Source organism: Streptomyces sp. WM6372, from assembly GCF_001279655.1.
GTDB lineage: Bacteria > Actinomycetota > Actinomycetes > Streptomycetales > Streptomycetaceae > Streptomyces.
Genome location: NZ_LGDB01000115.1, coordinates 165,453 through 190,875, shown reverse-complemented (window position 1 = coordinate 190,875; position 25,423 = coordinate 165,453). Strand labels below are relative to the sequence as shown.

The following is a 25,423-nucleotide window of genomic DNA, read 5'->3' as shown; positions in this document are numbered from 1 at the left end:
CCCGAGCCCGCTCGGCGCCCGTCCGCTCGGCGCCCGTCCGCTCAGCGCCGCTCCGCGCTGAGCGGCTCGGACAGCGCGTCGAGGGCCCGGCGCAGCTGGGTGCTGGAGGTGTGCACCGTGTAGGGGAAGTAGACGACGTCGACGCCGACGGCGGCGAAGTCCTTCTCCAGCTTGTCGCCCTTGGGAGTGCCCCTCCAGTCGTCGCCCTTGAAGATCACGTCGAAGCGGACCTGCTTCCAGGTCTCCACCTTGTCCGGGACCGTTTCGACGAACGCCGCGTCCACGTAACGGACGCTGCGGACGATTTCCAGCCGCTCCACGAGCGGGATCATCGGACGCCGTCCCTTGGCCAGTTCCGCCATCTCGTCGGAGACCACTCCGGCGACCAGGTAGTCGCACTGACTCCGGGCGTGCCGAAGGATATTGAGATGTCCGATATGGAACAGATCGTACGCACCTGGGGCGTACCCCACTCGGTACGGTCTGTGCGCAGGTGCGCCAAGGTCGGACATGTCGCGCTCCGTCATGAGTTACCCCCCAGCGACCACACCCCCCGGTGTGGCGGATTAGCAGACAATAGCGTGCACGTTCCGCAGGCTGTCGGTGAACGAATAGGGTGACGTGCGCATCATCCTGGGGAGAAGGGGACGTTCAGTGTCGAGATCCGGTCACCGGCGCCTACTGCTGGTTTCCACCAACTACGCTCCCGAGCACGCGGGGATTGGGCCGTACGCCACCCAGATCGCGGAGCACTGGGCGGATCTCGGCCACGACACCCATGTGCTCGCCGGCATGCCGCACTACCCGTCGTGGTCGTTGGAGCCGGAGTACAAGGGGGCGCTCCGGCGCACGGAACGGCGCGCGGGGGTCACAGTGCACCGGCGTGCGCACACCGTGCCGCCCCGCCAGACCGCCGTCAAGCGGGCCCTTTTTGAAGGATCGATTCTGCTGCACGGGGCCGTGGCCCCGCCCCGGATGCCGCGCCCGGACGCGGTCATGGCCCAGATGCCCAGCCTGGCCGGCGGGGTCCTCGCGGCCCGGCTCGCCGCCCGCTGGAAGGTCCCGTTCATCCCCGTCGTCCAGGACCTGATGGGCGCGGCCGCCGCGCAGAGCGGGATCAGCGGCGGCGACAAGGCGGCCGCGGTCGCCGGGCGCGCGGAGGCGTACGCCCTGAAGCGGGCCACGCTGGTCGGCGTCATCCACGAGACCTTCGTGGACCGGGTCGTCGGCATGGGCGTGGACCCGGAGAAGATCCGCCTCGTGCCCAACTGGTCCCACGTCCCGCAGCCGACCCGGCCGCGCGGCCAGACCCGGCGCCACCTCGGCTGGGCTCCCGGCGAGCCGGTCGTCCTGCACTCCGGGAACATGGGCCTCAAGCAGGGCCTCGAAGTGCTCGTGGGCGCCGCCCGCCTGGATCCGGGTGTCCGTTTCGTCCTCATGGGCGACGGCAGTCAGCGCTCGGCCCTGGCCGACCTCGCGGCGGACGTGCCGAATCTGGACATCATCCCCCCTGCCGCCGACGGAGAGTTCCCGGATATCCTCGCGGCGGCGGACGTGCTCGCCGTGACGCAGCACGCGGCCGTGCTCGACATGAGCGTGCCGTCCAAACTGACCTCCTACTTCCAGGCGGGCCGGCCCGTCATCGCGTCCGTGGCGGCGGAGGGCGGCACGGCCCAGGAAGTGGAACGCTCGGGCGCGGGGGTGCTCGTACCACCGGAGGACCCCCACGCCCTGCTGAAGGCCGTACGGGCCCTCGCCGAGGACCCCGAGGGCGCGGATGCGCTCGGGGCGGCCGGGCCGCGGCACGTGGCGGCCCACTTGAGCCGTGACGCGGGTCTGGCCCGCATCGACGCACTGATAGACGAAGCACTTGGGGGTCCGCAGCCGTGATCGAGACCAACCGCCCCGCGTCGGTCCCGGCGGAGGACGAACCGGACCTCCTCAGGGACCAGTTCAAACAGCTCCTGCGCTACCGCCGCCTCCTCGGGGCGGGTGTCGGCATCGGCCTGCTGGGCGGCGTCTACCTCGGCATATCCACGTCCGACACCTATGTCGCCACCGCGGACATCGTGCTGCGCGCGCCCACCGACGACCCGTTCAACCCGAGCCTCGCTCCCGACAAGGCGATCAACATCGGCTCGGAGCGGCAGGTCGCGCTCAGCTCCTCCATAGCCAACGAGGCCGCGAAGAAGCTCGGCGTGACCGCGAAGGACTTCGCCGGCCTGCGCAGCGGCCTCCAGGTGACCAACCCGCCGCAGACGATGGTGCTGCGCTTCACGTACACCGCGTCCTCCGCCAAGGAGGCCGCCACCCGCGCCAACGCGATGACCGAGGCGTACCTGCTCAAGCGGCAGGACTCCCTCGACGTCACGCGCGACAAGATGGTCAAGGGCTACCAGGACCAGCGCGACCCGGTCGCCAAGAACCTGGACGAGCTCGTCAAGCAGATCAACGCCATGCCGGCCGGCACGGGCCGCGACGCCGCGTACGCCTCGAAGACCGACCTGCAGAGCAAGGTCAACACCCTCAACAGCAACATCGCCAAGCTCCAGGCCCTGGACATGAGCCCGGGCCGGGTCACCAGCCCCGCGACACCGCCGTCCGACACCGACGGCCCGGGCCTCGTGATGTCGCTGGCGCTCGGCGCGGCCGTGGGCCTCGCCCTGGGCCTGCTCGCCGCATGGGTGCGGCTCGTGTTCGACCCCGCGCCGCGCTCCGAGGGCGATGTCGCGCGGGCCCTGCGCGCGCCCGTACTGGGCTACCTCCCGCGCTCCAAGACCGGCGGCGGGCCGCTGCTCGCGGCCGGCGAGGAGGACCCCCGGCTCGCCGAGGAGTTCCGCTCGGTGGCCTTCCGGCTCGCCTACGACTCCCGCTTCGCCGACCGGCGCCGCCTGCTGGTCGTCGCCCCGCGCGGCAGCAGCGAGACCGCCGCCGCGGCGGCGGTGAACCTGGCCGCCTCCTTCGCGGAGACCGGCAAGGACGTCCTGCTCATCGAGGCCGATCTGCGCACGCCGGTCCTGGCCAGCCAGCTGCCGACCGGCGCCGGCGGGCGGCCGCGCTGGAGCCAGGCGCAGGGCGGCGCGGCCGGCGGCCCGGCGGCCCACGGCGACTCCGAGTGGCCCGACGGACGCCAGCTCGTCGTCGACGCCGGGGAGTCGGGCGCCTTCGACCTGATCCCGGGCGAGCCGGTGCGCAACGTGCCCCGCGCGCTGACCTCCGCGCGCGCCACCCGGCTGATCTCCGAGGCCGACTCCCCCAACTCCACGGTCGTCGTGCTCGCGCCGCCCGTGCTCTCGTACGCCGACGCCCTCGCGCTCGTCGACCGCGTCGACGGCGTCCTGGTCGTCTGCGACCCGCGCGCCGTCCACCGCAGCGACCTGTCCCGGATCCGCGAGCTGATCAGCGGCGCCGGCGGCACGGTGCTCGGCGCGGTGCTGCACGCTCCGCTGCCGGGCGAGAAGCGCGGCCGGGGCGGCCGCGGCGGCAAGGCGAAGGGCGCGTCCGCCGCCCCGGCGCAGGCCTCCCGGCCGTCCCCGCCGCAGGCGCAGCCGCTCACGCGGCAGCCGAACCAGGGGCAGCAGGGGCAGCAGACGCACCGCCAGGCCGAGCCCGAGCAGCACATCCCGGGCGACGGGACGGACACGGTGGCCCTGCGCACGGTGCGCATGGGCCGCAGGTGAGCCGGCGCGGCCTCGCCGCCGTCTCCTCGGTCCTGGACCAGGCCGCGTCCAGCGCCACCAACATCCTGGTGCTGGTGCTGGCCGCCCGGCTCTCCTCGGCGTCCGGCTTCGCCGACTTCTCGATGGTGTACGTGACGTTCAGCGTGCTCCTCGGGCTGAACATGGCGTACGTCGGCCAGACGGTGGTGCTGGAGAAGGACGAGGACCGCCTCGGCGCGGTCTGCCGCTCGGGCCTCGCGTTCACCGGGGCCGCCTCGGCGGCCGCGGGCGCGGCGCTGGCCGTGGTCGGCCTCGCCGTGCCCGGCGCCGGCGGCTGGGCCTTCCTCGCGCTGGGCCTCGTACTGCCGCTGGTCCTCGTCCAGGACGGGCTGCGGTACTGCTTCTCCGCGCTGCGCACCCCCGAGCGGGCGCTGGCCGCCGACGCGCTGCGGCTGGTGTGCGTCGTCGCGGCGCTGCTCCTCCAGCCCGAAGGGGCTTCGGCGGGGCGGCTGGTGCTGGTGTGGGGGGTCTCGGCGCTTCCGGCGCTCGCGCTGGGGCTCTGGCTCCTGCGTCCGTACGTCCGGGGCTCGGTGGCCGACCTGCGGCCGTACCTGCGGCGCGGGCACCTGGGGCAGCGGTTCGTGGTCGAGTTCGCGGTGGGCAACGGCTCCAGCCAGCTGGCGGTGCTGGGGCTCGGCCTGTTCGCGACCCCGCTGGCCGTGGGCGCGCTGCGGGGCGCGACAACGTTGTTCGGGCCGCTGAACGTGCTGTTCAACTCGGCGAACGCGTTCGGCCCGCCCGTGGTGGGGCGGGCGTCGGGCAAGCGCGGCGTGGTCCGGCTGACGGCGGCGATGGGCGGCGCGCTGGCGGCGCTGGGCGCCGGCTGGGGAACGGCGTTGTACGCGCTGCCCGACGGCCTGGGCCGGGAGTTGCTGGGCGACACGTGGGCGGCGGCGTCCGCCCTGCTCCCCGCCACGGGGGCCCAGTACGCGGTGATGGGCCTGGGCACGTGCGCCCTGCTGACCCTGCGGGTGCTGAACCCGAAGGCGACGCTCTCCCTGCAAGTGGTGTTCTCGCTGCTGTCGGTGGCGCTGCTGCTGGGCGGCTACGCCGTGGCCGGCGTGGCCGGCGCCGCCTGGGGCCTGGCGGCGGGCTCGGCCCTGAAGGCCGCGGCGGCCTGGCACCGCGTCTCGCGGATCCCGGCCCGCGCGCCGGAGCCGCCGGTGACGACCGCGGCCTGACCTGCCGGGCTTTCGCTCAGCGACGACGTCTAGCGCAGGACGGTGGTCTTGTCCTGGCGGTACGTCGCGACCAGCGCCAGGCAGAGGGCCGCGATCGCCACTCGGCCGGAGGCCTGGAGCAGCGGGCCCCGCAGGAGGATGAACGAGTAGCCCGCGACCAGCGGGACCACCACCGAGATCAGGCTGCCCGGAGGCGAGCGCCGCGTGGCGCGCTTCGCGTAGCGGCGGTCCACCCGGGCCGCCGCGTACCCCACGCCCAGGAGCCCGGCGCCCATGCCCAGCGGGCCGAAGTCCAGCCACAGCTCGGCCCAGATCGGCGACGAGAGGTTGGTGTTGACCGTCCCCATCCACTCGCCGACCATGACGCCCGTGTCCTTCGGCTTGCCCGGCCAGACCGAGCGCGGCACCGCGAAGAAGACGGATCCCGCGAGCTGGCGCCCGTACAGGTGCCCGGGCCCGGAGTTCGAGTACGTGATGGTGTTCGCGAACATGCCGATCTGGTCGTAGTCCTTGAGCGCCATCGGCTCCAGGAACGACGTCGTCTCGACCGGCTTGTAGTTCTTCTCGTCGTACCGGAAGCGGTCCGCGAACGGGAACACGAGCAGGGCGATCACCACGGCCATCGACAGCGCCACCCGGTACATCGCGGCGCTCACCGGGAAGACGGTGAACAGCAGCGCGAACATGACCGTGAGGAACCAGTACCGCGGGTTCGAGATCGGGTTGTTGACCACCAGGTTGAGCAGGGCCAGCGCCCCCCAGGTGACGATGATCGACACCTTGCGGCGGGCGTACGTCGAGGTGATCAGCCAGCGCGTGTACAGCAGCAGGGCGAGCAGCGCCGGGACCGTGCCGAAGCCGCGCAGCAGGGCCTGGCCGGCCTGGCCGTCGCCGTTGGAGACGCCCGCCTCCTCGATGCCCGCGATGATCTCCTGGCGGCTGGAGAAGAACACCGCCGGGCCGCCGAGCTTCATGATGAACGCGGCACTGCACAGGAAGGAGATCGCGGTGAGCAGTTGGAGGCGGCGCCGGTGGGCCATGACCGGCCGCGGCTCCCTCGGGGAGCCGCCGGCCCGCCCGGTCGGCCGGTGGCGGGCGAGCAGGACGCCGACGTCGAACGCCGTGCAGCCGAGCAGGACCAGGCCGATCGCGACGGTGAGGTCGGAGCGGGGGCCGACCACGGGGGTCGGGACCCGGCCGAGGACGGCCTGCGCGAGCGGGGCCACGCCCATCGCCATGTAGACGAAGAGCCAGAAGGAGCCCTGGAGCAGCTTGCGCCGGCTGGTCAGGACCATCGCGGAGAGCCGGGCTCCCGCGTACATCGTGAGCAGGAGCTGGAGCCAGAAGGCGGCGTCGCGCTGCCCGTCGCCCGACTGGACGGCGACGATCAGCGGCAGGAAGACGGTGAAGCCGAGGATGAGCGGGACGGACAGGGCGCGCGAGAGCAGGGTGCGCGGGGTGGTGACCCGGCCCCACCGGTGGACGTCCTCCGGCTCGGGGACGGGCGGAACCGGCGGGGTCACCGAGGGCTTGCGTATGTCCGTTGCCACTGCTGCCCCCACCCCATGTGCCTGGTCCGCGCGCAGTCTAGTCTGAGCGGGCGGCGCCCGGGGAGGCGCGCCTGCGGAGCGCGACGAGCCCGCAGCGCACGATGAGGGGCGACAGTTGCGTGATCTTCCTGCCTTCACCCTGGCCGGATACGACAAGGGGCGCGGGCTGCTGACGCAGGCGCTCTGGTTCGCCGTCATGAACACGCTGTTCATGGCGTGGTTCTGCCCGGCCCGGCTGCGGGTGGCGCTGCTGCGCGCGTTCGGCGCGCGGATCGGCGAGGGCGTGCTGATCCGGCACCGGGTACGGGTGCTGTGGCCGTGGAAGCTCACCGTCGGCGATCACACCTGGATCGGCGAGGGCGCCTGGCTGCTGAACCTGGAGCCGGTGACCATCGGGGCGAACGTCTGCATCTCGCAGGAGGCCATGCTCTGCACCGGCTCGCACGACCACCGGGCCGCCGACTTCCGCTACCGCAACGCGCCGATCGTGGTCGAGGACGGTGCGTGGGTGGCCGTACGGGCGACCGTGCTGGCCGGGGTCACGGTGGGCCGCTGCGCGGTGGCGGGCGCCGGATCGGTGGTCCACAGAAACCTTCCTGCACTGACCCTGCAGACGATGGACGGACAGCGCCGCCCGGTCGAGGAGCCCAAGGCCGACCAGACCCGGGCCGGCGAGTCCAAGGCCGAGGAGCCCAAGTGAGAGTCCTGCACGCCGTCACGCTCCACTCCCCCTCGCACGCGTTCGGCGGGCCGGTCCGGGTCGCGCTGAACCTGGCCAAGGGGCTGCGGGCGCGCGGCCACGAGGCCGGTCTGCTGGCGCTCGGCGAGGGTTTCCCCGATCCGTGGCCGACCTCGGTGGAGGGGGTGCCGGCGAAGCTGTTCCCGGCCCGCCGCATCCTCCCGCTGGGCTTCAGCGGGATGACCTCGCCGGCCCTGCTGGCCTCGGCGGGCCGGCTGGTCCGGGACGCGGACGTGGTCCACGTCCACCTGGCGCGGGACCTGGTGACCCTGCCGGTGGCCCTCGCGGCCCTGCGGGCCGGCAAGCCGCTGGTGCTGCAGACCCACGGCATGGTGGACCCGAGCGAGAAGGCGCTGGCCAAGGTGCTGGATGCGGTGGCCGTACGGAGGCTGCTGCGCGGCGCGGACGCGGTGCTGTACCTGACACCGCACGAACGGGAGGGCCTCGACGCGGTGGTGGGCGGCCCGCTCGCCGGGGCCGTCCGGCTGGTGAACGGCACGCCCGCACAGGAGGAGCGGCCCGCCCCGGCCGGTCCCCCGCGCCTCCTGTACTCGGCGCGCCTGCAGGCCCGTAAGCGCCCGGTGGACTTCGTGGACGCGGCCCCGGCCGTCCTGGCGGCCCACCCGGACGCGGAGTTCGTGGTGGCCGGCCCGGACGAGGGCGAGCTCGCGGCGGTCCGGGCGCGGATCGCCGAACTGGGGCTCACGTCCCGCTTCACGGTCCCGGGCGCGCTGTCGACCGCCGAGGTCCTGGCGGAGCTGCGCCGGGCCCACGTCTACGTGCTCCCGTCGGTGGACGAGCCGTTCCCGATGTCGGTCCTGGAAGCCCTCTCGGTCGGCGTCCCGTCCGTGGTCACGCACTCGAACGGCCTGGCCCGCGACATCGCCACCGCGGGCGCCGGCCGAGCGGTCACCCCGGGCCCCGCGGGCGTGGCGGAGGCCGTCCTGTCCCTCCTGGACCCCGCCGAGAACGCCAAGGCCGGGGAGTCGGCCCGCAGGCTGGCCGCGGACTCCTTCTCGATGGAAGCCGTCCTCGACACCCTCCTCCCGGTCTACGAGAAGGCCCTGCGCTGACGGGCTACAGCTCGCGGTGGGTTTCGTCCACCACCGGGAGGGCCGCCGCGCGGCGGCGCTTGAAGACGCTCGCGTAGACGGCGAGGCCGATGGCGCCCGCCGCCATCATGATCAGCCCGACGACGTCGAGGTTGACGCTCTCCATCTTCCAGTCCGTCGCGAAGGTGAGGATGGCCCCCACCACGATCAGCGCGATGCAGCCGCCGATGCCTCCCATGTGATTCGCCTCCGCAGTCGTGGTCGTCTGACGGCGCGGCTACCCGGGAAGCGGATGCGAAAACGCCGCCCCCGGCCCGGAGTTCGGGCTGGGGGCGGCGTTCGCGTGTGCGGCGGGGAGGTTACGCCGGGATCCAGGCGTAGCAGGCCGTCGAGGTGAAGGTCGCGGTGCCCGCGGGGATCGCGGCGGTGATCTTGTCGCCGGGCTTCGGGGCGGATTCCGGGCCCGAGGCCAGGACCGCGCCGTCCTTGCCCTTCGCCTCCCAGGTGCACGTCGTGGCCTGGGTCAGCGCCCGGTACGTGCCCGCCGCGGGCGACTGGCGGGTGCCGTCGGCGAAGCCCTTGGACGCCGCGTCCAGGATCGGCTTCTGCTCCGGGCACAGGTACGTGATCGCGTCCTTCGCCCCCGGGATCTCCCCGGCCACGATGGCCCCGGTCGCCGCGTCCTTGTCGCGCTTCGCGGTGCGCTCCACCCGCTGGCAGGCCTCCTGGCCGGTCTGGAGGACCGCCGCCGGGTCCATCTTCTCCGGGACCCGACCGCTCAGGTACTGCTTCTCGTTGGGCTTGAAGCTGCCCGTCTTCGGGGTGAGCTTCGCGTCCGGCAGGACCGGGCCGGTCGGCTTCGCGTCGGGAGAGACCGGCGCCGCCGAGGCGTCCGCCGGGTCCGGGACCGAGGACGCGGCCGGCGGCTTCGGCTTCGCGGCCTCGGCGTCGGCCTTGCCGTCGCCGCCCGAGCTGCAGGCGGTCAGGGTCAGAGCCGCGGCCAGCAGAACAGCAGCCGCAGCGGAGCGTCGGTACATCTTTGGGGCTCCTGTTGTTACGTGGGATAGGGGTGCGGGGCCCGGCTGTGTTTCACGCCGGGCCCCGCATCCGTCTACGCGGTTACTTCGGGCCGAAGGTGAGGACGAGCTGCGGAGCGGCGTCCGCCGCCGTCGACTCCATGGACCAGATCCACAGCGGGTCGGTGCCCGTGCTCGTCAGGGCCAGGCTGTAGCCGCTGCCCAGCACCGGGGTGAGCGCGGCGGTGTCCAGCGGGGTGCTCTGGATCGCCGAGCCGTCCGGCACGCTCGCGAACGCGCCGAGCTCGGTGGTGCCGAGGGCCGGCTTGGTGTTGAACGTCGTGCTCGCGCCGCTCCAGGTGCCGGTGACCGGGACCACGGAGATCTTGTCGGCCGTACCGGCGTTCGCCTGGGTCGACGTCTTGATCTGGAGCGAGGCGGACTTCAGCACCTGCCCGGCCGGCGCGGCCGGCAGGTTGAAGCGCAGGTACGTCTCGTACGCCGACGTGCCGCGGACGGCCAGCGAGGTGGTCGCACCGTTGGCGGCGCTCGGGGCGCCCTGGTTGACGTAGGTGTCCTCGGTCGCGGAGACCTTGGAGACCGAGTCGGTCGGCGCCTTGGCCAGGTCGTAGTGGCTCTTGGCCTGGGCCGCGGTGAGCGCCTTCGGGTAGACGGCCGTCTCGTCGATCTGGCCGGCGAAGAAGTTGCTCGTCGGCCTGGACGTCCAGCCGCTGAGGTTGTCGCCGCCGACGTGCCAGAAGCCCTCGTACGAGACGGAGCTGGTGACGTTGTTCAGCGTGCCCTTGCTCTGGCCGTCGACGATCAGCTCCATGCCACCGGCACCCATGCTGCCGACGACGTGGTGCCACTTGTTGTCGTTGTACGTGTCGAACAGGCCGGTGGTGATGGTGCGGGCCGAGCCGTTGCTGACGCCGAAGACCAGACGACCGGTGTTGGTCATGTAGATCTGCTTGTCGTACGAGCCGCTGGTGCGGTCCGTGTTGTTGCCGAAGCCGATCAGCTTGCCGCCGCGCGTGGTGTTGGTCTTGAACCAGGTCTCGACCGCGAACGCGCTGCCCACCGTCTGGCGGTGGTCGCTGTACACCTGCTGGCTGGTGCCGTTGAAGCCCATCGCCGTGCTGGCGCCGCTGATCGCACCGGGCGTCTGGCGCAGGGCCGGGGCGTTGAGCTGCACGCCGCTGGTGTTGCCGGAGACCGAGGAGTCGGCGACGTACGGGCTGACGGTGTCGTCGTAGCGCCAGTACAGGGTGGCGCCGTCGGCGCGGACCTGGTTGGGGTACGACTGGACCGAGCTCGGGACCGTGACCGCGGCGTTGGCCGACAGGGCGCTGGTGTTGCCCGCCGCGTCGGTGGCCGTCACGCGGTAGGTGTACGACTGGCCGGCCTTGACCGTGGTGTCGGTCCAGGAGGCCTGCGGACGCTGCCACTCCAGGGAATCGGCGGCGACGGTGGCGATGGGGCTGGACGAGCCGTTGCGGTAGATCCGGTACGTCAGCTTGCTGTCGTCGGCGTCGTAGCTGGTGCGCCAGCGGACCTGGACCTCGCCGGGCTTGACGCTGCCGGCGCTCGCGACCGGGGTGGTCGGCGCGCCGACGTCGCCGGTGGAGGCGAAGCGGGTGAGCGCCTGCTGCGGCTTGCCGTTGATGGCGGTGAACTCACCGCCGGCCCACATGTACTTGACGTCGTTCTTCTCGGCGATGGTCATCGCGCGCGGGCCGATGCCCTCGCCGATGCCGTCGTTGGCGGTGGGGTGCCAGCCGAGCTTGCGCGGGCTGCGCACGAAGCCGTCCACGGGCGCGGGGGCGGCGCCTTCGTAGTCGGTCAGCTGCGCGTTGAAGAAGTTCCGCTTGCCGTCGGGGAACTGTCCCTCCAGCGAGCAGTCGTGCGCGTGCGAGGAGCTGTAGAGCACTCCGTCGTACGGCAGGACGGCCTGGGTGGCGCCGAGGCAGCGGTCGCGCCACTTCTCGCTGAAGTCGCTGAGGTTCAGGCCGATGCGGCCGTCGAAGACGCCGCCGCCGGAGCCCTCGTTGCCGGTGTAGAAGCCGGTCGAGTCGGTGGCGATGTCCTTGACCACGGAGTTCGACGGGATGTTGCTGTACGTCTTGGTGACCGCGCCGGTGGTGGCGTTCACGACGGCCAGGGCGTGCGTGCTCTTGCCGTTGACGTCGAAGAAGTCGCCGCCCAGCAGGACGTTCTTGCCGTCCGGGGTGACCTCGACCGCGCGGCCGGGTTCGTCGGCGTTGGCGGTGAAGGGCTTGAGCGCACCGGAGCCGGCGTCCACGGCGGCGAACCGCTCGCGGGTCTGGCCCTCGACGGTGCCGAAGTCGCCGGCCGCGTACACGGTGTCGTCGGAGACGGCGAGACCGCGCACGGTGGCGGGGAAGCCCGGGTGGAAGGCGGCCTTGGGCGTGCAGGTCGCGATGTCGATCGCGGCCATGCTGGAGACCGGGGTGCCGTTGACGGCGCCGAAGTAGCCGCCCGCGTACAGGGTCTTCTTGTCCTTGGAGACCTCGAGGGCGCGCACGGTCGCGCTGCCGTCGCCGATGGTGAAGGCGAGCTTGCACGAGGTCGGGTTGCCCGTCGCGGCGTCGAGCGCCACGAAGTTGACCGCTTCCTGCTCCGCGCCGCTGGCGCCGTCGGGCGGGCGGACGGCGGAGAAGGTGCCGCCGGCGAAGACGGTGCCGTTGGCCTCGGCCATCGCAAAGACGACGCCGTTGGGCTGCCAGGTGGGCAGCTCGTCGGCGGTGAATGCCACGGGAGGCGTGATGGCGGACGCCTCGGGCATCAGCACCAGACCTATGCCGGTGCCGGCGCCGGCCAGTGACAGGACGAGGGCAGCAGTCAGCCCTCTGGATCTACGCATGAGCCCCCCAGGGCAATCGCCCGGTTTGATGGCTTGAACTATCCGAACAGCCATATGTACTGGCGCAGACTAGGGCTCCTGCGAGGACCCGGTCACCTCCCTTGACCCATTGCATACCAACTTGGAATGAACGGTTCAGGTGGGAGGGCGCACAGCGGACATACGACAGGTTTGCCCCGGCCACACCCACCGATACCAGTGGAGATGACCGGGACACGGCAAATCGTAGGGGAAATATAAGGCCTTCAGCGGTCGATGCGGACCGTCGCGCCCGCCAGCTGGTCCTCGACCTGCCGGATGTCTGCGTCGACCATGATCTGGGCCAGCTCGGCCACGAGGACCGTCGGCTTCCAGCCAAGCAGTTCATTGGCCTTGGAGGCGTCGCCGATGAGGGCGTCGACCTCGCTGGGGCGCTCGTACTTCGGGTCGTAGCGCACGTGCTCGGCCCAGTCGAGGCCCGCGTGGGCGAAGGAGGACTCGACGAACTCGCGGACCGTGGCGGCCACGCCGGTGGCGACGACGTAGTCGGTCGGCTCGTCCTGCTGGAGCATCCGCCACATGGCGTCCACGTACTCGGGGGCGTAACCCCAGTCGCGGACCGCGTCGAGGTTGCCCAGGTAGAGGTGCTCCTGGAGGCCGGCCTTGATCCGGGCCACCGCGCGGGTGATCTTGCGGGTCACGAAGGTCTCGCCGCGGCGCGGGGACTCGTGGTTGAAGAGGATCCCGTTGACGGCGAACATGTCGTACGCCTCGCGGTAGTTCACCGTCGTCCAGTACGCGAACACCTTCGCGGCGCCGTACGGGCTGCGCGGGTGGAACGGGGTCTTCTCGTTCTGCGGGGGCGGGGTGGCCCCGAACATCTCGGAGGACGAGGCCTGGTAGATCCGGGTGTCCACACCGCTGGCCCGGATCGCCTCCAGGAGGCGCAGGGCACCGAGGCCGGTCACGTCCCCGGTGTAGAGGGGGGCGTCGAAGGACACCCGCACGTGCGACTGGGCGCCGAGGTTGTAGACCTCGTCGGGCCGGATCTCGCGGAGCAGGTTCACGAGCGCGACGCCGTCGGAGAGGTCGGCGTGGTGCAGGACGAAGGACCGGTTGGCGGTCTGCGGGTCCTGGTAGATGTGGTCGATCCGCTCGGTGTTGAAGCTGGAGGACCGCCGCACCAGGCCGTGCACCGTGTAGCCCTTGGAGAGCAGCAGCTCGGAGAGGTACGAGCCGTCCTGCCCGGTGACGCCGGTTATGAGTGCGGTCTTGCCCATCTGGGGTCCCCCTGGGGATCGTGTCGGTCTGTTCTGGTGAGCGGGGCCCCGCCCCAGCCGCCCCACCCGTACGAGGCTGGATGCGTACCGTACACGGCCCGCGCCCGCCCCCTTCGCCCGGATTCCGCTGGCGGCGGGCAGGCGGCCCCGTCCGGCGGCCGGACCTCCTCCGCACCCTGCGGTGGCGGACTGGCATCATCGGCGGTATGACAAGTTCGCTGCCGCTCCTGCCCCCGAACGCCCGCGTCTTCGTCGCGGGCCACCGCGGCCTCGTGGGCTCCGCGGTCGCCCGCCGGCTCACCGCCGACGGCCACGAGGTGCTCACCCGGGGCCGCGCCGACCTCGACCTGCGCGACGCCGCCGCCACGGAGGCGTACCTGAAGGACGTCCGCCCCGACGCCGTCGTGCTGGCGGCGGCCAAGGTCGGCGGGATCATGGCCAACAGCACCTACCCGGTGCAGTTCCTGGAGGACAACCTCAAGATCCAGCTCAGCGTCATCGGCGGCGCACACGCCGCCGGGGTCGGCCGGCTGCTGTTCCTGGGCTCCTCCTGCATCTACCCGAAGCTGGCCCCGCAGCCCATCAGCGAGGACGCCCTGCTGACGGGCCCGCTGGAGCCGACGAACGAGGCGTACGCCCTGGCGAAGATCGCCGGGATCGTCCAGGTCCAGTCGTACCGCAAGCAGTACGGGGCCTCGTACATCTCGGCGATGCCGACGAACCTCTACGGCCCGGGCGACAACTTCGACCTGGAGACCTCGCACGTGCTGCCCGCCCTGATCCGGCGCTTCCACGAGGCCGCCGCCGAGGGCCGCGAGGAGGTCACGCTGTGGGGCAGCGGCACGCCGCGCCGCGAGTTCCTGCACGTGGACGACCTGGCGGCCGCCTGCGCGGTGCTGCTGGGGAGTTACGACGGGGACGAGCCGGTGAACATCGGCTGCGGCGAGGACCTCACCATCAAGGCCCTCGCCGAGACCGTCGCCGACGTGACCGGCTTCCGCGGCCGGCTCGCCTGGGACACGTCCAAGCCGGACGGCACGCCGCGCAAGCTCCTCGACGTCACCCGCCTGACCTCGCTGGGCTGGAAGCCGGAGATCGGGCTGCGGGACGGGATCGCCGCCACCTACCGGTGGTGGCGCGAGCAGGGCTGAGCGCACGCGCCGGGTACCTCCTAGTACGCTCCGCGGCCGTCGACGACGGCGCGGAGGGTACGGCCCATGACGTCGACGTCGCTGGTGAAGGACCAGTTGTCGACGTACTGGAGGTCGAGCTGGATCGTCTCGTCCCAGGAGAGGTCCGAGCGTCCGCTGATCTGCCAGAGCCCGGTCATGCCCGGCCGCACGGTGAGCCGGCGCAGTTCGACCTCGTCGTACTGGGCCACCTCCTCCGGCAGCGGCGGGCGCGGGCCGACCAGTGACATGTGCCCGCTCAGCACGTTGAACAGCTGCGGCAGTTCGTCCATCGAGGTGCGGCGCAGCAGCCGGCCCACCCGGGTCACCCGGGGGTCGCGGCGGATCTTGAACATCAGGCCGTCGTTCTCGTTGGCCCCGGACAGCTCGTTCTTCAGCCGGTCCGCGTCCACGACCATGGTGCGGAACTTCCACATGACGAACGGGACCCCGTCGCGCCCGATGCGCCGCTGGCGGTAGAACGCCGGGCCGCGCGAACCGAGCCGGATCGCCAGGACGATGCCGAGGAAGACCGGCGAGAGCAGCAGCAGCCCGACGGCCGCCCCGGTGCGGTCGAGGACCGACTTGAGCAGGGTCTGCACGCCCCGGCCCACCGGCGGCGCCACCCGCAGGACGGCGAGGCCGCCCGCGGACACGGTCTCCAGCCGCTTGACGGAGACCTCCACGAGCCCGGGGAAGACGGCGAGTTCCAGCCCCGCGTCGTGCAGCGCCCAGGCGACCTTGCGCAGCCGCTCCCCCGCGATCCGCGCGCCCGGGGCGACCAGGACGAGGTCCGCGTGGTGGCTGCGGACGGCGCCGAGCACGGCGGCGGAGTCCGCGTTCGGGGCCTCGGGCACGGCCTCTTCGAGCCGGGCCGCGACGGGCACCCCGCCTTCGAGCGGGCCGGCGCCGACGGGCACCACGCCGACGACCACGTAGGGGTGGTCGGTGCGCGCGGCCAGGTGTTCGATGACGGCCCCGGCCGCGCCGGGTTCGCCGACGACCAGCACCCGGCTGACGGCGTGCGCCTCGCGGCGGGCCGCCGAGAGGTGGCGGTAGGTCAGCTTGTGGCAGGCCACGGTGACGAGGAGGGCGGGCAGCAGGGCGCCGAGCGCGGACAGCCGCGGGGTGCTCTCGCCGGTCACCACGCGGGCCACGGCCAGAACACCGATGAGAATCAGCCAGTCATGGAGGACGGGCAGCACTCCGCGGGATTCTCCCAGCGCGCGGGAGGCGTAGCGCCGGCGCACCGCCTGCACCCCGGTCCAGGCGAGCGCGGCGCCGAGGGCGCAGTACACCGGCCGGACCTGCTGCGCCGCCTGGAAGACCAGTCCTACAGGGATCGCGGCGCCGAGGAAGTCGGCCGTGAGGGCAGCGGGCAGGTACCAGCGGGCCTTGTCGCCGATCCGCCTCGCCGGGGCGGCCGCGAGCCCCGCGGTCGCTGCTGCCGCTCCGGCCAGTCTTTGCGCAGGAAAATGGACATGCCTCATGGGCCCCCCTGGCACGTGGTCTATGACAGTGGCGCGTGCCCGCGGCTTCCCCTGGCTTCGGACAACTGGCGCACCGGGAAACAGTACGACAAACACCCGTACGACAAATGCCGATTGCCTGAACGAGACCTCTTGTTGCGCAAGTGTTAGCAACCGGTACCAACCGTTCCAGATATCGGAGCCCTCTTTCGCACGCGAAGGTGAATGGTTCGGATACCGGATACGTCTCATCGGTCAACGAACCGTTTCCAGCCAACCTTTTGACGCGGCCCTGACATCGACGGCTGCAGCTGGCACTCTTCGATCCGTTCTTCGCACCAGCCTGCTCTGCCCGGAGGCCCACCCAGCCATCCGGAACCCCCCTTGCAGAAGGAGTCTGCGTTGAGTCACACCCCCCACAGGCGTGCCACCGCGGCCGGCGCTCTCGTCGCCGCCGCCGCACTGCTTGCCGTCGGCATCCAGGCCGGCACCGCCAGCGCCGACGCCACCGCGTCGCAGGCACGCAACGCCGCTCAGCCCAACCCGGGCGCGGCCGCCGTCAATCTCAGCCCGTCCGAGCGTGCGACGCTCATATCCGACGCCAACTCGACCACCGTCCAGGCGGCCAAGGCCCTCGGCCTCGGCGAGCAGGAGAAGCTGGTCGTACGCGACGTCGTCAAGGACGCCGACGGCACCACGCACACCACGTACGAGCGCACCTACGGCGGACTCCCCGTGCTCGGCGGTGACCTGACGGTCCACGCCAAGGGCGGCGTCACCAAGAGCATCACCAAGGCGACCAACCACGAGATCAAGGTCGCGGACACCACCGCGACCGTGACCCCGGCGGGTGCCGAGGGCCAGGCCGTCTCGGCGGCGAACGCCGCGGGCTCCAAGGACGCCAAGGCGTCCAAGAACGCCCGCAAGGTGATCTGGGCCGCCGAGGGCGCCCCCGTCCTCGCCTACGAGACCGTCGTCGGCGGCCTCCAGGACGACGGCACCCCGAGCGAACTGCACGTGGTCACCGACGCCAAGACCGGCGCGAAGATCACCCAGTGGCAGGCCATCGAGACCGGCACCGGCAACACCATGTACAGCGGCCAGGTCACGATGGGCACGTCGCAGTCGGGCAGCAACTACACGCTGACCGACGCCGGGCGCGGCAACCACAAGACGTACGACCTCAACGGCGGCAGCTCCGGCACCGGCAGCCTCTTCACCAACACGACCGACGTGTGGGGCAACGGCGCCGCGTCCAACCGCGCGACCGCCGGCGCCGACGCGCACTACGGCGCACAGCTGACGTGGGACTACTACAAGAACGTGCACGGCCGCAACGGCCTGCGCAACGACGGCGTGGCCCCGTACAGCCGGGTCCACTACGGCAACGCGTACGTGAACGCGTTCTGGGACGACTCCTGCTTCTGCATGACGTACGGCGACGGTACGAGCAACACGCACCCGCTGACGTCCATCGACGTGGCCGCCCACGAGATGACCCACGGCCTCACCTCGGTCACCGGCAACATGACCTACAGCGGTGAGCCCGGCGGTCTGAACGAGGCGACCTCCGACATCATGGCGGCGAACGTCGAGTTCTACGCCAACAACCCGCAGGACGTCGGCGACTACCTGGTCGGCGAGAAGATCGACATCAACGGCGACGGCACCCCGCTGCGCTACATGGACAAGCCGAGCAAGGACGGCGGCTCCAAGGACGCGTGGTACTCGGGCATCGGCGGCATCGACGTCCACTACTCCTCGGGCCCGGCCAACCACGTCTTCTACCTGATGTCCGAGGGCTCCGGCGCCAAGGTCATCAACGGCGTCAGCTACAACTCGCCGACCTCGGACAACCTCCCGGTCACCGCGATCGGCCGCGACGCCGCCGCGAAGATCTGGTTCCGCGCGCTGACGGTGGGCTACTTCAAGTCGAACACCAACTACGCGGCCGCCCGTACGGCGACCCTCCAGGCCGCCGCCGACCTCTACGGCCAGGGCTCGACCACGTACAACAACGTGGCCAACGCCTGGGCGGGCATCAACGTCGGCGCCCGCATCGTCTCCGGCGTCTCGGTCACCCCGATCGCCACCCAGAACACCCAGATCAACACCGCCGTGAGCCTTCAGGTCCAGGCGACCAGCACCAACCCGGGTGCGCTGAGCTACGCGGCGACCGGCCTGCCGGCCGGCCTGTCGATCAACTCCTCGACCGGTCTGATCTCGGGTACGGCCACCACCGCGGGCACGTACAACGTGACCGTGACGGTGACCGACTCGGCGAGCAAGACGGGCACGGCGTCCTTCACCTGGGCCGTCGGCACGTCCCAGCAGAACGTGTTCGAGAACACGAACGACTACCAGATCGCGGACAACGCGACCGTCGAGTCCCCGATCGCCGTGACCCGCACGGGCAACGCCCCGAGCACCCTCAAGGTGGACGTGAACATCGTCCACACCTACGTCGGTGACCTCGTGGTCGACCTCGTCGCCCCCGACGGCTCCGTCTACAACCTGCGCAACCGCACCGGCGGCAGCGCGGACAACATCGTCCAGAGCTTCACCGTGAACGCCTCCTCCGAGGTCGCCCAGGGCACCTGGAAGCTCCGCGTCCGGGACGCCGCCACGCTGGACACCGGCTACATCAACAGCTGGAAGCTCACCTTCTGACCCGACCGGGGCAGATGAAGCCACACGGCTGACCCCATGAAAGCGCGGGGCCGTCCGGGAGAAACCCTCCCGGACGGCCCTGTTCCATGTGTACGTCCGCACGGGCGGCGACCCGGCGGACGTGGTGCGGTGGCCGGCGGCGGGGGTCCGGCCCTGAGGGGGAACCCGCGAGGGCCCGGCACCCTCGTGGGTGCCGGGCCCTCGCGCTCAGCGGGTCCGGAGGTCAGCCCCTGCCGTGGAAGATGGAGTCGAAGAGGTCGTGCCCGCCCTTGTGGTGCTCCTGGTGCCGGCCCTCGTCCTGACCGTGCTCCTGCTCCTGGCCCTGCTCCTGCTGCCGGCCCTGCTCCTGGCCCTGCTCCTGGCCCTGGTCCTGGCCCTGGTCCTGGCCCTGGTCCTGGCCCTGCTCCTGGCCCTGGCCCTGGCCCTGGCCGTGCTCCTGCTGCCGGCCCTGCTCCTGCTGCTCGCCCTGCGCCTGCTCGGGCTGGTCCATCGGGGTCCGGTGCGAGCGGAAGTCGTCATCGTCGTCACGCCAGTCGTCACGACGGTTGTCGCCCCAGTCGTCGTGGCGGACGCGGGTCGGCACGAAGCTCACCGACAGGACCTCGACGTTGTACACCGTGTCGCCCGGCTGCAGCTCGCGCTCCACCCGGCCGCCGCACCCGTGGTTCGGGTAAAGCAGGGCCCGCGATTCGGTGCCGTTGTGCACCGCCGTCGCGGGGCGGTTGCGCGAGGTGTCCGTCAGCTCGTAGCAGGTGTCGTTGTCCGACGGGCGGATCTGTGCGCGCTCGTCGTTGTCGATGATGTACTGCAGCCGGCCGAGGTCGTCGTTGCCGCCGGCCAGCGACGGGCCGGCGGTCGGCAGGACGAGTGCGAGGGCGCCGAGGAACGCCAAGGCGGTCGGGCGAAGACGCATGGGGGGCAGTCCGTTCTGTGGGCATGTGGATGCCGGTCCGGTGGCATCCAGCGGGCAGCGTAGGAGCGACGGCCCACGCAGGAACGTTTCGGCATGCGCAGCACGTTCGAAGGTTCACCCGCCCGCACCCGCTACACGGACGCGCGTTCGGACGCCGGAGCACCGGCGGCGGCCGGACCCGGGAGCGGCGCCGATGCCGGGGCCGGTGCCGGGGCCGGTGCCGGGGCCGGTGCCTGCCCCGGGGTCTTCGTACGGACCAGCGCCAGCACCACCAGCGCTCCCGCCAGCCCCATCAGCCCCGAGACCAGGAACGTCCCCCGCAGCCCGCTCGCGAAGGCCTCCTCGACCCAGACCCTGGCCGCCGGTCCCGCCGCCAGCAGCTGCCCGGCCCGCCCGGAGGCCAACGCCTCGGCCGTGCCGTGCCCTTGGCCGGAGCCGCTGAGACCGTCCCGCAGCCCGGCCTGGAAGACCGCGCCGAGCACCGCGATGCCGAGCGCCATGCCCAGCTGCCGCGCGGTGTTCAGGGCCCCGCCGGCCATGCCGGCCCGGGCCGGGGCCACGGCCCCCATCGCGGCGGCCGCCAGCGCCGGGGTCGCCATGCCCACGCCGAGCCCGGTCACCACCAGCCCCGGGACCAGGACCGGCCAGCCGTCGCCCGCGTCCGTCATCCAGGCCTGGAGCAGCGCGCCGGAGCCGATCAGCAGCAGCCCGCCGCCGATGGTCAGCCGCGCCGGAGCCCCGTGCAGCAGCCGCCCGGCCACCGCGGAGACGACGAACGAGGAGATGCTCAGCGGCACCAGCACCAGCCCGGCGGAGACCGGGCCCATCCCCTCCGCGGACTGCAGCCACAGGGAGACGTACATCAGGTACGAGAACGCCGCGCCGGACAGCAGCAGCGCCCCGGCCATCACGCCGACGAAGGAGCGGCTGCGGAACAGCGAGAGGTCCAGCATCGGGCGGGAGCTGCGCAGTTCGACGAGGACGAACGCGGCGAAGGCGGCCACGCCGAGGCCCAGCAGGCCGAGGGTGGCGGCGCCGGTCCAGCCGTTCTCGCCGACCCGGATCAGGGCGTACGTGACGGCCGCCGCGCCCGTGGTGAACGCAGCCATGCCGGGCAGGTCGAGGCCCTTGGCCCGCGGGTCGCGGGACTCGGCGACCGACCGGAGCGTCACGTACACGGCCAGGGCGCAGACGGGGAGGTTGATGAAGAAGATCCAGCGCCAGCCGAAGTGCTCGGTGAGCAGCCCGCCGATGATGGGGCCGGCCGCGGCGGCGGCGCCGTTGACCGCGCCCCAGACGCCGAAGGCGACCCCGCGGTCGCGGCCCTGGTAGGCGCTGCTGAGCAGGGCCATGGTGGTGGCGAACATCGCGGCGCCGCCGATGCCCTGGACGGCGCGGAAGGCGATCAGCGCGGCGGGGCCGCCGGCCAGCCCGCAGGCGAGCGAGGCGGCGGCGAAGATCCCGAGCCCGCCGAGGTAGACGCGGCGGCGGCCGATCCGGTCGGCGAGGGAGCCGGCGCCGAGCAGCAGCGCGGCGAGGGCCAGGGCGTAGACGTCCATGACCCACTGGAGTCCGGCGAAGCCGGTGTGCATGTCAGCGGCCATGTCGGGCAGGGCGACCATCACGATCGTGACGTCGACCAGGAGCATGAACGCCCCGAGGCACACCGCGGTGAGCGGGAGCCATTTGCGCATGGGAGAACTCCTCGGGACCCGGAGGCCCGGCAGGGGGTGGGTGAGATCGTCGGTGACTCCAAACTCCCATCCGGGCGGAAGGTCCCCCACCCAGACCCTCCTCGCTGCCGGATTCCACCCATCGCAGCCCCTGTCATGATGGAAACCATGACCACGCCCGTACAGCTGGACGACCTCGACCGCGCCCTGATGCAGGCCCTGATGATCGACGGCCGGGCCGCCTTCAGCCGGATCGCCGAGGTGCTGGGGGTCTCGGACCAGACGGTGGTGCGCCGTTACCGCCGGCTGCGGACCTCGGGCCTGCTCCGGGTGGTCGGGATGCCCCTGGGCAACCGGGTCGGGCTCTTCGAATCCTGGCTGCGGGTGCAGTGCGCGCCGGACGCCGCGCTCGCGGTGGCCGAGGCGCTGGCCCGGCGGCCGGACATCTCCTGGGTGAAGCTCGGCTCCGGCGGCACCGAGATCAACTGTCTGACCAAGGCCCGGACCCGGCAGGACCGCGACGTCCTGCTGCTGGACAAGCTCCCCCGCACCCGCCGGGTGACCGGGGTCAGCGCGCACACCATCCTGCGGGTCTACATCGGCGGCCCGGCGCAGTGGTGCGGGCTGGACGTCCTGCGGCCCGGGCAGATCGCGGCGCTGGACCGGCCGCCCGCGCGGACCCCCGTGGTGCACGGGCCGGAGCGAGAGCGGTACGCCCTGGACGAGGCCGAGCTCGCGCTGCTGGCGGTGCTCGCCCAGGACGGCCGGGCCGGCTATCCGGAGCTGGCCCGCGCCTCGGGCCTGTCGGAATCCACCGCCCGCCGCCGGCTGGACCGGCTGCGGGAGCTGCGGGCGCTCTACTTCGACGTGGAGTTCGTCCCGTCGGCCCTGGGCTTCGAGGCGGAGGCGACGCTGCTGCTGACCGCGGCCCCGGCCCGGCTGGCGGAGGCGGGCGCCGCGCTCGCCGCGCACCCGGAGGTGCCCTTCGCGGCCGCGGTGACGGGCACGGCCAACCTGATGGCCGTGGTGGTGTGCCGGGACACCGACGCCCTGTACACGTACATGACCGAGCGGATCGGCGCGGTGCCCGGCATCCAGCACGTGGAGGTGATCCCGACCCTGCGCAACATCAAGCGGGCCGGCATGCTGGTGGAGGGCGGGCGGCTGGTCGATCCGCCGCCCGCCCCCTGACCCGGGAGCCCGAGCCCCTGCCCCGGAGCCCGGGGCCCGAGCCCCGTCGGCTCCGGACCGCTAGCGCAGGAGCACGCCGCCCCCGGCGCCCGCGTCACCGGGCGATTCGGTGTCCACCGGGGCCGCGACCAGCCCCAGTTCGGCCGGTGTCGCCAGCATCGGGTGCGCGGGCAGGATCCGGACGGTGTACCCGTAGGGCCCCGTACGGTCGAGGGCCAGCGGGCCCTCGTACATCCAGCGCCCCTCCAGGTCGGGCCCGGCGGTCGGCTTGAGCGGGAAGGTCCGCCCGTCGCGGATCACGTCCTGCGGATCCACCCGCCCGGCGACGGCCTGCACCTCGACGTCCTCCGGCGTGAGCGCGTCCAGCGCCACCCGCACGCGCAGCGTGAGGGTGGCCCCGAGCTCCGCGGTGCCGTTCACCGGAGCCGCGGCCAGCGCCTCCACGTGCTCGACGACGACCCGCGGCCAGGCCGCCCGGACCCGCCCCTTCCACCAGGCGAGGTCCCGTGCCGCGTCGGCGTCCAGGCCCCGGTGGGCGCGCGCGGCCGGCGCGTACAGCCGTTCCACGTACTCCCGCACCATGCGGCCCGCGAGCACCTTGGGTCCCAGCGAGACGAGGGTGCGCCGGACCATCTCGATCCACCGCACCGGCAGTCCGCTGCGGCCGGCCCGGTCGTAGAACCGCGGCGCGACCCGGTCCTCGATCAACTCGTAGAGAGCGCCCGCCTCCAGGTCGTCGCGCCGGTCCTCGTCCGTCCCGAGCCCGTCGGCCGTCGGGATGGCCCAGCCGAAGTCCGGTTCGAACCATTCGTCCCACCAGCCGTCCAGCACGGACAGGTTGAGGCAGCCGTTGAGCGCCGCCTTCATCCCGCTGGTGCCGCAGGCCTCCAGCGGCCGCAGCGGGTTGTTCAGCCAGACGTCGCAGCCCGGGTAGAGCTTCTGCGCCATGGCCATGCCGTAGTCGGGCAGGAAGACGATCCGGTGCCGCACCCGCGGATCGTCGGAGAACCGCACCAGCTCCTGCACGAGGCGCTTGCCCCCGTCGTCGGCCGGGTGCGCCTTGCCCGCGACGACGATCTGCACGGGCCGGTCCGGGTGGAGCAGCAGCGCGCGCAGCCGCTCGGGGTCGCGCAGCATCAGCGTGAGCCGCTTGTACGAGGGCACGCGCCGGGCGAACCCGATGGTGAGCACGTCCGGGTCGAGTACGGAGTCCACCCAGCCGAGTTCGGCCTCCGCGGCCCCGCGCTGGAGCCACGAGGCCCGCAGCCGGTCGCGCACCTCCTGCACCAGCTGCTCGCGCAGCACGCGCCGCAGGTCCCAGATGTCCTGGTCGGCGATGTCGGCGACCGCGTCCCAGCGCTGGGAGCCGCCCACCGACAGCGCGTCCTCGGTCCGCCCGGCGCCGATCTGGCGCACGCCGAGGCGGACCACCTCGGGGGCCACCCAGGTCGGGGCGTGCACACCGTTGGTCACGGAGGTGATCGGCACGTCGGCCGGGTCGAAGCCCGGCCACAGCCCGGCGAACATGCCGCGGCTGACCGCCCCGTGCAGGGTGGAGACGCCGTTGGCCCGCTGGGCCAGGCGCAGCCCCATCACCGCCATGTTGAAGACCCCGGGGTCGCCGCCGGGGTAGGACTCGGCGCCCAGTTCCAGGATCCGGTCGACCGGCAGGGCGGCCAGCTCCGCGCCGGGTCCGAAGTGCCGGGCGACCAGGGCGCGCTCGAAGCGGTCGATGCCGGCGGGCACCGGCGTGTGCGTGGTGAACACGGTCCCGGCGCGCACGGCCTCGACGGCGGCCTCGAAGCCGAGCCCCTGCTCCCCTTCCAGTTCCCTTATGCGTTCGAGCCCGAGGAAGCCGGCGTGTCCCTCGTTCGTGTGGAACACCTCGGGGTCGGGATGCCCGGTGATCCGGCAGTACGCGCGCACCGCGCGCACGCCTCCGATGCCGAGCAGCATCTCCTGGAGGAGGCGGTGGTCGCTGCCGCCGCCGTAGAGCCGGTCGGTCACCTCGCGGGCGCCGGAGTCGTTGTCCTCCACGTCGGAGTCGAGGAGCAGCAGCGGTACGCGGCCGACGCGGGCCTGCCAGATGTGCGCGTGCAGGGCCCGGCCGCCGGGCAGGCTCAGGGTCACCCGGGCCGGTGCGCCCTCGCCGTCGCGCAGCAGGGAGACGGGGAGTTCGTTGGGGTCGAGGACGGGATAGTGCTCCTGCTGCCAGCCGTCGCGGGAGAGGGACTGGCGGAAGTAGCCGTGCCGGTAGAGCAGTCCCACTCCGATGAGGGGGACGCCGAGGTCGCTGGCGGCCTTGAGGTGGTCCCCGGCGAGGATCCCGAGCCCGCCGGAGTATTGCGGCAGGGCGGCGGTGATCCCGAACTCGGGGGAGAAATAGGCGATCCCGGCGGGCAGCTCGGCATGGTCCTCGTGGCTCTGGTACCACCTCCCGCCGTGGACGTAGTCGTCGAGGTCGGCGGCGACGACGGCGAGCCGCCGCAGGAACCGCCGGTCGCCGGCCAGTTCCTCGAGCCGGGGTGCGGAGACCGCGCCCAGCAGCCGGACGGGATCGCCGCCGGCGGCCTGCCAGCCCTCGGGGTCGACGGATTGGAAGAGTTCACGGGTCTCGGCATGCCAGGACCAGCGCAGATTGCGCGCGAGATCGGCAAGCGGAAGCAATGGTTCCGGGAGGACGGGGCGCACGGTGAATCGACGGATAGCCTTCACACGTTCTACCTTCGCAGGCGATTGCGGATCGAAGCGGTCGCACCACGCTGTGCGTCCGCGCATCACCCCGGGAAGGCTAGCCTCACCCGGCCCCGCCCTGCCACGGTGCCTCGGCCGTCGAACGCCGCCGCCCCGGCCACCGCGTGCGGTGCACGGGTGGCCGGGGCGGGTGGCCGGGGCGGGCGGCCAGGGCGGGCGGCCGGGTGTCGCGGGTCGGTCGGTA

At 72.4% G+C, this 25,423-nt stretch carries 18 protein-coding genes; 8 read left to right on the top strand and 10 right to left on the bottom strand.

Annotated features, from left to right (window positions below; translation table 11 throughout):
- Positions 1-41 precede the first annotated feature (41 nt).
- Positions 42-512: an adenylyltransferase/cytidyltransferase family protein gene (locus tag ADK52_RS10545; RefSeq protein WP_030857296.1), complete on the bottom strand. Its 471-nt coding sequence runs from the start codon at positions 510-512 to the stop codon at positions 42-44.
- A gap of 172 nt (positions 513-684) precedes the next feature.
- On the opposite strand from ADK52_RS10545, the gene ADK52_RS10540 reads away from it, so the two are divergent.
- From ADK52_RS10540 to ADK52_RS10530, 3 genes are read left to right on the top strand one after another with little or no spacing between them, the layout of a single operon-like run.
- Entirely contained in the window at positions 685-1,890 is a 1,206-nt protein-coding gene (locus ADK52_RS10540; protein ID WP_053689513.1) for a glycosyltransferase family 4 protein, read from the top strand.
- A complete protein-coding gene (locus tag ADK52_RS10535) occupies positions 1,887-3,680 on the top strand; it encodes a lipopolysaccharide biosynthesis protein (protein WP_053689478.1) in 1,794 nt (597 codons plus the stop codon). The genes ADK52_RS10540 and ADK52_RS10535 overlap by 4 nt, the downstream gene beginning before the upstream one ends.
- The gene (locus tag ADK52_RS10530) at positions 3,677-4,900 is read left to right on the top strand and encodes a hypothetical protein (protein WP_053689477.1); all 1,224 of its coding nucleotides are present in this window, start codon (positions 3,677-3,679) and stop codon (positions 4,898-4,900) included. Before ADK52_RS10535 ends, ADK52_RS10530 begins: the two co-directional genes overlap by 4 nt.
- 29 nt (positions 4,901-4,929) lie before the next feature.
- Here ADK52_RS10530 and ADK52_RS10525 read toward each other — a convergent pair whose 3' ends face one another.
- Positions 4,930-6,450 carry a hypothetical protein gene (locus ADK52_RS10525; protein WP_420714839.1) on the bottom strand — a complete coding sequence of 507 codons (1,521 nt, stop codon included), beginning with the start codon at positions 6,448-6,450 and terminating at the stop codon, positions 4,930-4,932.
- Between the two features lie 115 nt (positions 6,451-6,565).
- Here ADK52_RS10525 and ADK52_RS10520 point away from each other — a divergent pair, with 115 nt between their 5' ends.
- Together ADK52_RS10520 and ADK52_RS10515 are read left to right on the top strand one after the other, a co-directional pair.
- Positions 6,566-7,150, top strand: coding sequence for a WcaF family extracellular polysaccharide biosynthesis acetyltransferase (locus ADK52_RS10520; protein ID WP_053689476.1), 585 nt, complete (start codon positions 6,566-6,568; stop codon positions 7,148-7,150).
- Positions 7,147-8,262, top strand: coding sequence for a glycosyltransferase (locus ADK52_RS10515; protein ID WP_053689475.1), 1,116 nt, complete (start codon positions 7,147-7,149; stop codon positions 8,260-8,262). The genes ADK52_RS10520 and ADK52_RS10515 overlap by 4 nt, the downstream gene beginning before the upstream one ends.
- Positions 8,263-8,266: 4 nt before the next feature.
- On the opposite strand, the gene ADK52_RS10510 is transcribed toward ADK52_RS10515, so the two are convergent.
- The 4 genes from ADK52_RS10510 to gmd form a co-directional block, all read right to left on the bottom strand.
- Positions 8,267-8,479 carry a DUF6458 family protein gene (locus ADK52_RS10510; RefSeq protein WP_030857282.1) on the bottom strand — a complete coding sequence of 71 codons (213 nt, stop codon included), beginning with the start codon at positions 8,477-8,479 and terminating at the stop codon, positions 8,267-8,269.
- Between the two features lie 121 nt (positions 8,480-8,600).
- Positions 8,601-9,278 (bottom strand): hypothetical protein, encoded by a 678-nt coding sequence (locus ADK52_RS10505; RefSeq protein ID WP_053689474.1) that lies wholly within the window; start codon positions 9,276-9,278, stop codon positions 8,601-8,603.
- An 82-nt stretch (positions 9,279-9,360) separates the two neighbouring features.
- Positions 9,361-12,141 (bottom strand): DUF7594 domain-containing protein, encoded by a 2,781-nt coding sequence (locus ADK52_RS10500; protein WP_053689473.1) that lies wholly within the window; start codon positions 12,139-12,141, stop codon positions 9,361-9,363.
- A gap of 245 nt (positions 12,142-12,386) precedes the next feature.
- A complete protein-coding gene (gene gmd, locus ADK52_RS10495; protein ID WP_030159241.1) occupies positions 12,387-13,400 on the bottom strand; it encodes a GDP-mannose 4,6-dehydratase in 1,014 nt (337 codons plus the stop codon).
- Positions 13,401-13,606: 206 nt separating this feature from the next.
- Here gmd and ADK52_RS10490 point away from each other — a divergent pair, with 206 nt between their 5' ends.
- Positions 13,607-14,551 (top strand): GDP-L-fucose synthase family protein, encoded by a 945-nt coding sequence (locus ADK52_RS10490; protein WP_053689472.1) that lies wholly within the window; start codon positions 13,607-13,609, stop codon positions 14,549-14,551.
- 20 nt (positions 14,552-14,571) lie between these two features.
- Here the strand turns inward: ADK52_RS10490 and ADK52_RS10485 are convergent, their stop codons facing one another.
- Complete coding sequence (locus ADK52_RS10485) at positions 14,572-16,059, bottom strand: sugar transferase (protein WP_078988220.1); 1,488 nt, start codon at positions 16,057-16,059, stop codon at positions 14,572-14,574.
- Positions 16,060-16,440: 381 nt separating this feature from the next.
- Here ADK52_RS10485 and ADK52_RS10480 point away from each other — a divergent pair, with 381 nt between their 5' ends.
- Positions 16,441-18,708 (top strand): M4 family metallopeptidase, encoded by a 2,268-nt coding sequence (locus tag ADK52_RS10480; RefSeq protein WP_053689471.1) that lies wholly within the window; start codon positions 16,441-16,443, stop codon positions 18,706-18,708.
- A gap of 223 nt (positions 18,709-18,931) precedes the next feature.
- Here ADK52_RS10480 and ADK52_RS42255 read toward each other — a convergent pair whose 3' ends face one another.
- Together ADK52_RS42255 and ADK52_RS10470 are read right to left on the bottom strand one after the other, a co-directional pair.
- The gene (locus tag ADK52_RS42255; RefSeq protein ID WP_159045903.1) at positions 18,932-19,621 is read right to left on the bottom strand and encodes a hypothetical protein; all 690 of its coding nucleotides are present in this window, start codon (positions 19,619-19,621) and stop codon (positions 18,932-18,934) included.
- Between the two features lie 131 nt (positions 19,622-19,752).
- Positions 19,753-21,315, bottom strand: coding sequence for an MFS transporter (locus ADK52_RS10470; RefSeq protein WP_053689469.1), 1,563 nt, complete (start codon positions 21,313-21,315; stop codon positions 19,753-19,755).
- A 147-nt stretch (positions 21,316-21,462) separates the two neighbouring features.
- Between ADK52_RS10470 and ADK52_RS10465 the strand changes: the two genes are divergently transcribed.
- Positions 21,463-22,485, top strand: coding sequence for an Lrp/AsnC family transcriptional regulator (locus tag ADK52_RS10465; protein WP_107090020.1), 1,023 nt, complete (start codon positions 21,463-21,465; stop codon positions 22,483-22,485).
- A gap of 60 nt (positions 22,486-22,545) precedes the next feature.
- Here the strand turns inward: ADK52_RS10465 and glgP are convergent, their stop codons facing one another.
- Positions 22,546-25,200: an alpha-glucan family phosphorylase gene (glgP, locus tag ADK52_RS10460; protein WP_053689468.1), complete on the bottom strand. Its 2,655-nt coding sequence runs from the start codon at positions 25,198-25,200 to the stop codon at positions 22,546-22,548.
- Between the last annotated feature and the right edge of the window lie 223 nt (positions 25,201-25,423).